The following is a 6,952-nucleotide window of genomic DNA, read 5'->3' as shown; positions in this document are numbered from 1 at the left end:
GCCCCCGCGCCGGCCGCCCGCCGGGCAGCCGCGTGCCCTCGGCGCGGGGAGCTCCGGCCGGCCCGGACGGTACTCCGTCCTGCTCGCCGCGATGCTCGCGGCCGTGCTCGCCGTGTCCGCCGTGATCTTCGTCGGGGTGTCCGCCGACACGCTGTACGGGCGGGACGCACCCGTCCGGGACGGCGGTGGGGCCGGGAATCCCTTCGCGCCCGCCTCCGCCGGGACGTGGGTCACCGCCTGGGCGACCGCGCCGGGCGGCGGCGAACCCGGCACGGAGGCCGGCGGGCTCGCGGGCCGGACCGTGCGGAACGTCGTGCACACCACCGCCGGCGGCACCCGCGCCCGCGTCACGCTGTCCAACCTCTACGGCCGCGCCCCGCTCACCCTCACGCACGCGTCGCTCGCCGTCTCCGCCGACGCGGACTCGGCCGCCGCGCTCGCGGAGACCATGCGCCCCCTCACCTTCGCCGGGAACCCCTCGGTCGTCGTCCCGGTGGGCGGGCAGGTGGTCAGCGACGCCGTGCGGGTCCGCATCCCGCGCGACGCGCACGTGCTGATCAGCACGTACTCCCCCGTCCCGTCCGGGCCGGTCACGTACCACAAGCACGCCCGGCAGATCTCCTGGGTCGCCGAGGGCGAGCACACGGCCGACACCACCGGGGCGCCCTACGACGGGCAGAGCACGGTCTGGCGGTACGTGACCGCGCTGGACGTGCTGAGCGACGACTCCGAGGGCACGGTCGTCGTCCTCGGCGACTCCCTCACCGACGGCATCTCCGCCACCGTCGGCGCCGACGCCCGCTGGCCCGACGTGCTGGCCGACCGGCTGCGCACCGCCCTCGCGTCCGGCCGGGACCTCCCCCACTACAGCGTCGTCAACGCCGGGCTCAGCGGGAACCGCGTGCTCGCCGACGGGCCCGGCCGCCCGCCCCGCAACCCCAGCGCCCTGCGCCGGTTCGGCCGGGACGTGCTGGGCCGGGCGGACGTCCGGGTCGTGGTCGTCGTGCTGGGCGTCAACGACATCCTCCGCGCGCCGGACACCGCCGACCCGGACCGGATCGTCGGCGGGCTGACGGCCCTCACGGAGCGGGCGCACACGCGCGGGCTGAAGGTCGTCGGGGCGACACTGATGCCGTACCGGGGGCACCACGGGTACACCGCGTACGGCGAGGACGTACGGCAGCGGGTCAACGCGGAGATCCGCGACGGGGGCGTGTTCGACGAGGTCGTGGACTTCGACGAGGCCGTGCGGGACGCGTACGACCCGCGCCGCTTCCGGGCCGGGTACGACTCCGGGGACGGGCTGCACCCCAGCGACGCGGGCTACGCGCGCATGGCGGAGGCGTTCGAGCTCGACGCGCTCAAGGGCGGGGCGCCGGCCCGGCTCTGACGATCAGCGGGCCGGCGGACGGTGGGGCGCCCCCTCAGTCGTCCTCGGCCCGCCGCTCGTGCTGCTTGCGCGGACCGTGCAGGTCCAGCGGGTCGTGCAGGTTCAGCGGGTCGTGCGGACGGCGGGACGCCTCCAGCTCCCGCCGGTGCCGCTCGGCGGCGTCCAGGTGCTCCCGCCGCTGCTCCTCCGCACGCGCCAGGTGCTCCCGCCGCCGCTCCTCCTTGAGCGCCTGCTTCTCCCGGCGGCGCTCCTCCCGCAGCCGCTGCCGTTCCGCGCGGGGCAGCTTGCGCTGCACGCCCACCCCGCCCCAGAAGGCGAACCCGGTCACGATCACGCGCGGGGCGCCCGGCTCGGGCGGCACGCCCTCCTCACGGTGGTCGAAGCCGCCCATGACGCCGATGCCGCGCACCACGACCTCCACGCCCGGCGGCACGATCACGTCGATGCCGCCCATGATCGCGACGGCGTTGACGACGACCTCGCGGTCCGCGAAGTTCGCCTCGCGCAGGTCGATCTCGCCGCCGCCCCAGAAGGCGAACGCGTTGAAGCGCCGGGGCGCCGTCCACCGGCCCTTGCGCTGGAAGCCGCTCATCACGGCGACCGCCCAGGTCGACGTCCCCGAGTCGTCGCCGCCGACGATCCGGCCCGCCCAACCGCCGCCCGCCACCGGGTCCTTCGTCAGCGACACGGCGGGCGCGACCGCCGCACCCGACGCGGGCAGGTCGCGGGTGAGGGGCGCCAGCTCCCCGTAGGTGCGCGCCCGGTACACGGCGTCCAGCCGCTCCTCGAACTCCTCCATGTCCAGGCGGCCCTCGGCGAGGGCCTCCCGGAGGACTTCGGCGACCTGCTCGCGGTCGGCGTCGGAGGCGCGAAGGTCCGGTGCGGGTGCGTCGTCGGTCATACCCAGCAGCCTACGAGTTGTCCCCGTCACAGGGCTACGAGGACTGCGTGGGCGTCCGCCCTGCCCGCTCCGCGTACATCTTCGCGATGACCGCCTCGATGTCGGGCTCCCGCACCGACAGGTCGACCAGCGGGTAGCGCTCGGCGATCCGCGCGACCAGCCCGGCCGCCGACTCCGACGCGGGGAACGCCACCCACTGCCGGGGCCCGTCCACCCGTACCACCCGGGCGGGCGCGGGCACCTCGACCGGCGGGCACTCCCGCTCCAGGTCCACCACCAGCGTCCGCTCGCTCTCCCCCACCTCGTGCAGCCCCGCGAGCCCCCCGTCGTACACCAGCCGGCCGTGGTCGATGACCATCACGCGGGAGCAGACCTGCTCGATGTCCTGGAGGTCGTGCGTGGTCAGCAGCACCGTCGTGGAACGCTCGGCGTTCACCTGCCGCAGGAACTCCCGCACCCGGGTCTTGGAGACGACGTCCAGGCCGATCGTCGGCTCGTCCAGGTACAGCACCTCCGGGTCGTGCAGCAGCGCCGCCGCGATGTCCCCGCGCATCCGCTGCCCCAGCGACAGCTGCCGCACCGGCACCTCCAGCAGGTCGCCCAGGTCGAGCAGTTCGACCAGCCGGCCGAGGTTCTCCCGGTAACGGCCGTCGGGGATGCGGTACATGCGGTGCATCAGCTTGTACGAGTCGATCAGCGGCAGGTCCCACCACAGCGTGGTGCGCTGCCCGAACACCACCCCGATGCGGTGCGCGAGCCGGGTCCGCTCCCGCGACGGGTCGATCCCGGCGACCCGCAGCCGGCCGCCGCTCGGGGTGAGGATGCCCGTCAGCATCTTGATCGTCGTCGACTTCCCCGCGCCGTTCGGCCCGATGTAGCCGACCATCTCGCCGCGCGCCACCGTGAAGGACAGCGAGTCCACGGCCCGCACCTGGTGCCGCTCCCGCCGCAGCAGCCCCTTGCGCCGGCGCACGTCGAAGACCTTCTCGACCCCGTCCAGCGCGATGAACGCCTCCGGCTCCCCGCCGGTCCCCGGCTCTCCGCCCGTCCCCGGTTCTCCGCCGGCCTCCGGTTCCGCTGTCGTGTCCATCCGTCCTCTCAACTCCCCACACTCCTGTACGACCTGAGGCCCGTCCGCCAGGCCAGCCCCGCCAGCGCGCAGCACCCCGCCGCCACCAGCGGCGACGCGAACGCCGTCCACCCCGGCAGCGCCAGCGGGTACGGGCGCCCCAGCACGTGCGCGGCGGGCACCCAGTTCACGAAGGCGAGCGGCAGCACGAACGTCACCCCGCGCACCAGGTCCTTCCCGAACACCGACGGCGGATACTGGAGCATCGTCGTCCCGCCGTACGTGAACGCGTTCTGCACCTCCGCCGCGTCCTGCGCGTAGATCTGGAACGCGGCGCCCGCCACGAACACCGCCACGAAGATCGCCGCACCGGACACCACCATCAGCGGCACCAGCAGAACCTTCGCCACCGTCCAGTCGATGTCCGCCGCCACCAGCGACCAGCCCAGCACCGCCCCGCCCTGCACGAACCGGCCCAGCCGGCGCAGCGAGAACTGGTCCCCGCCGACCTGCGCGAGCACCGGCACGGGACGCACCAGCAGCACGTCGAACGAGCCGTCCCGGATCCGCCGGCCGAGATGCGGCATCGACCCGGCCGCCAGATGCGCGAGCCCGAACGACGTCACCGACGCCCCGTACAGGAACGCCACCTCCGGCAGCGACCAGCCGGCCAGCGAGTCGACCTGCGAGAACATCAGCAGGATCCCGGCGAAGTCCATCCCGGTCATCACCAGGTTGCCGAACAGGGTGACCACGAACGACACCCGGTACGTCATCCCGGCCCGCACCCACATCCCGGCGATCATCCGGTAGGCCCGCAGGCCCTCCAGCACTCCGGCACGCTCAGCCACTCCGGCACGCTCAGCCACCCTGCACCACCACCCGTCGCGTGGCCGCCGACTGCACCAGCCGGCCCGCCGCGAGCAGCACCACCGCCCACATCGCCTGGAAGGCGCACGCCCCCGCCACGCCCGTCTCCCCCATCAGCACGTCCGCCGGGACCTGGAGCTGCGCCGCCCACGGCAGCGCCCGCGCCACGTCGCCGAACCCGCCCGGGAAGGCGTTCAGCGGCAGCACCATGCCGGAGAAGAACACCCCGCAGATCATCATCGCCTGGTTGACGCCCGTGCCGTCCAGCAGCCAGAACACGCTCAGCGCCACCAGATAGCGGATGCCGAAGCTCACCAGGGCCGCCAGCGCCAGCGCCACCGCGAACCACGCCCAGGCGTCGAACCGCGAGGGCAGCGCCGTAGGGAAGAACACCCCGCCCACCAGGAAGGGCACCACCCCGCGCCCCAGCAGCTGGAACGCCGCCCGGCCCAGGTCGCTCGCCAGCCACCACAGCTGGAGATCCGCCGGCCGGTACAGGTCCACCGCGATCTCGCCGGTGCGGATGCGCTCCATCAGCTCGAACTCGACGCCGCCGCCCTGCAGCGCCAGCGCCGCGAACAGGCACTGGCCCAGCCACACGTACGTCACCGCCTGCGCCTGGTCGTACCCGCCGAGGTCCGGACGCTCGTCCCACAGCGCCAGATACGTGTACACGAGGATCAGCCCGAACACCGTGTTGGTGAACACCCCGGCCGCGGTCGCCGCCCGGTACGACGCGTACCGCCGGAATCCCCGGGCCGCCACGGCCAGGTACAACCGTGCCGAACCCACCCTTTCCTCCCCTTCCGTGACAGACACCGAAGCGCAGGAGCCTAGTACGCGCGACGAACGCGCCGCCACGGGTTTTCCGGGCCGCCCGCCGGCCGCCGCACCCCGCACGGGGTGCGGCGCGCGTCGCCGCCCGGCGAAGGCGGCGACGGATGCGACAGTCTTCAATAAGAGGCACGCACCAGGCGTACGCGCACACACGGCGCGTACGCCCACGCATGAGGCGTACGGGAACGAACCAAGGCGAATCAGGAGTCCGTGCACGACATGAGCGACGAGCCGCAGCCGAAGAAGCCCCGCCCGGGCTGGGCATCGCACGAGCCTCAGGCGGCCGACACGCCCGACGACGCCAGGGACGACACCCGGACGGACGAAGCCGCTCCCCCACGATCGGATGAATCCGACGCGGAATCCGGCGGGAAGGACGGGACCGGTCCCGGGACTGCCGGCGGTTCCAAAACTGCCGGCGTCTCCGCCAAGAAGGCCGCCCGCGAAGAACGCCGCGCCGCCCTCAGGGCCCGCCGCACCGGTTGGCGCCGCCTCGTCCCCACCTGGCGCATGGTCTGCGGCGCCTTCCTCGTCACCGCGCTCCTCGTCGTCGGCGGCTTCCTCCTCGGCTACGCCCTCGTCCAGATCCCCGCCGCCAACGCCCTCGCCACCCAGCAGGCCAACGTCTACCTCTACGCCGACGGCTCCGTCATCGCCCGCGACGGCGAGGTCAATCGCGAGAACGTCACGCTCTCCCAGATCTCGAAGGACGCCCAGCACGCGATCCTCGCCGCCGAGGACCGCGACTTCTACACCGAGTCCGCCGTCGACCCCCAGGCCATGATCCGCGGCGCCTGGAACACCGTCACCGGCAAGGGCAAGCAGTCCGGCTCCACCATCACCCAGCAGTACGTGAAGAACTACTACCTGCGCCAGGAGCAGACCGTCACCCGCAAGGTGAAGGAGTTCTTCATCGCCATCAAGCTGGACCGCAACCAGTCCAAGGACGAGATCCTCGAGGGCTACCTCAACACCAGCTTCTTCGGCCGCGGCGCCTACGGCATCCAGGCCGCCGCCCACGCCTACTACGACATGGACGCCTCCGAACTCGACGCCGGCCGCGCCGCCTACCTCGCCGCCCTCGTCAACGCCCCCAGCCAGTACGACGTCGTCGCCCACCCCGAGAACCGCGCCCTCGTCGAGAACCGCTGGAACTACGTCCTCGACGGCATGGTCGACGAAGGCTGGCTCGACCCCGCCGAACGCGCCCGCCTCACCTTCCCCGTGCCCAAGCGGACCACCCACTCCACCGGCATGTCCGGGCAGCGCGGCTACATCGTCAACATCGTCAAACAGCACCTGACCGCCAACAAGATCGTCGACGAGGCCGCCCTCGACGCCGGCGGCTACCGCATCACCACCACCCTGGAGAAGGACAAGCAGGACGCCTTCGTCGAGTCCGTCAACGACAACCTCATGGACCGCCTCGACAAGGAGAACCGCAAGGTCGACACCTACGTCCGCGCCGGCGGCGTCTCCATCGAACCCAAGACCGGCAAGGTCGTGGCGATGTACAACGGCATCGACTACGTCAAGCAGTACACCCCCAACGCCACCCGCCGGGACTTCCAGGTCGGCTCCTCCTTCAAGCCGTTCGTCTTCGCCGCCGCCGTCGAGAACGGCTCCCGCACCCAGGACGGCCGCCGCATCACCCCCAACACCCGCTACAACGGCGACAGCGAACGCCCCGTCCAGGGCTGGGCCGGCCCCCGCTACGCCCCCGAGAACGAGGACCACGAGGACTACGGCGACATCACCGTCAGCGAGGCCACCGACAAGTCCGTCAACGCCGTCTACGCCCAGATGGCCGTCGACGTCGGCCCCGACAAGGTCCGCGAGACCGCCGTCGGCCTCGGCCTCTCCCCCGACACCCCCGACCTCGACG

The 6,952-nt window shown here is 72.9% G+C and carries 6 protein-coding genes; 2 read left to right on the top strand and 4 right to left on the bottom strand.

What is annotated here, in order from left to right:
* Positions 1-91: 91 nt before the first annotated feature.
* Complete coding sequence (locus CCN29_RS32065) at positions 92-1,390, top strand: GDSL-type esterase/lipase family protein (protein WP_086686043.1); 1,299 nt, start codon at positions 92-94, stop codon at positions 1,388-1,390.
* A 34-nt stretch (positions 1,391-1,424) separates the two neighbouring features.
* On the opposite strand, the gene CCN29_RS32060 is transcribed toward CCN29_RS32065, so the two are convergent.
* From CCN29_RS32060 to CCN29_RS32045, 4 genes are read right to left on the bottom strand one after another with little or no spacing between them, the layout of a single operon-like run.
* Entirely contained in the window at positions 1,425-2,291 is an 867-nt protein-coding gene (locus CCN29_RS32060; protein ID WP_031063543.1) for a DUF1707 SHOCT-like domain-containing protein, read from the bottom strand.
* A gap of 34 nt (positions 2,292-2,325) precedes the next feature.
* A complete protein-coding gene (locus CCN29_RS32055) occupies positions 2,326-3,381 on the bottom strand; it encodes an ABC transporter ATP-binding protein (RefSeq protein ID WP_031063545.1) in 1,056 nt (351 codons plus the stop codon).
* Positions 3,382-3,389: 8 nt separating this feature from the next.
* A complete protein-coding gene (locus tag CCN29_RS32050) occupies positions 3,390-4,211 on the bottom strand; it encodes an ABC transporter permease (protein ID WP_031019439.1) in 822 nt (273 codons plus the stop codon).
* Between the two features lie 10 nt (positions 4,212-4,221).
* Positions 4,222-5,022 (bottom strand): ABC transporter permease, encoded by an 801-nt coding sequence (locus CCN29_RS32045; protein WP_189406359.1) that lies wholly within the window; start codon positions 5,020-5,022, stop codon positions 4,222-4,224.
* A 264-nt stretch (positions 5,023-5,286) separates the two neighbouring features.
* Here CCN29_RS32045 and CCN29_RS32040 point away from each other — a divergent pair.
* Positions 5,287-6,952, top strand: a 1,666-nt coding sequence (locus tag CCN29_RS32040) for a transglycosylase domain-containing protein (protein ID WP_107481757.1), incomplete at its 3' end; no start/stop codon positions are given.

It is taken from the genome of Streptomyces pseudogriseolus (assembly GCA_002154585.1).
GTDB classification, from domain to species: Bacteria; Actinomycetota; Actinomycetes; order Streptomycetales; family Streptomycetaceae; genus Streptomyces; species Streptomyces pseudogriseolus.
This window is presented reverse-complemented; position numbering and strand designations above follow the sequence as displayed.